The 633-nt window shown below is 59.4% G+C and carries 2 protein-coding genes; both read right to left on the bottom strand.

The window, feature by feature from the left end; genetic code table 11:
• A partial coding sequence (locus tag NW858_RS11495) for an FAD-binding protein (protein ID WP_414520543.1) occupies positions 1-164 on the bottom strand: 164 nt, incomplete at its 3' end.
• Between the two features lie 34 nt (positions 165-198).
• A partial coding sequence (gene nadA / locus NW858_RS11490; RefSeq protein ID WP_414520542.1) for a quinolinate synthase NadA occupies positions 199-633 on the bottom strand: 435 nt, incomplete at its 5' end.

Below are 633 nucleotides of genomic sequence, written 5' to 3'. Positions count from 1 at the left end.
ATACCCCCCTGCGCCCAAGGGGTGGATCCAGAAGGCATGGGATCCTTGGTTACCACCAGGGTTCTGGCTCCCTCTGCTTCCGCCCACAGGGCTGCATAGATCCCTGCCACCCCTGCCCCCAGGATCAAGAGGTCTGTTTCCGCTAGGAAAGACGTAGACAACACTGGACAAAACAGACCCTCGCCAAGGGTGCTCCCTCTAGGCTCCAGCAGGCACTGACAGCATGGCCAGGATGGACTTGCGGGCTTTTTCGGCCACCGCCTCCGGCACCTGGATCACGTAGCGCATCTCCACTAGGGAGCGGTAGATCTTCTCCAGGGTAATTTTTTTCATATACTCGCAGACGGCGTCCGCCTTGACGGGGATAAAGGTCTTATCGGGGGCCTCTTTTTGCAGCCGGTGGAGAATGCCCACCTCGGTGGCAACCACAAACTCGCGGCTAGCCGAAGTTCTGGCATAACGCACCATCCCCTCGGTAGAAAGAAGCTTGGCGTCCGGCTTGAGAAATAGACAACTGGAGCCGCAACTGCACTCGGGGTGGATGAGGAACTCCGCCTCCGGGTGCTTCTCTGCCATTGCCTTGAGGTGCTCCTCGCGAATGCCCACATGGACGTGGCACTCGCCGGGGAACAG

This window comes from Synechococcus sp. H55.10 (genome assembly GCF_047502715.1).
In the GTDB taxonomy this organism is placed as follows: Bacteria; Cyanobacteriota; Cyanobacteriia; order Thermostichales; family Thermostichaceae; genus Thermostichus.
Note: the sequence above shows the minus strand (reverse complement) of the source record. Positions and strands in the feature narration are given on the sequence as shown.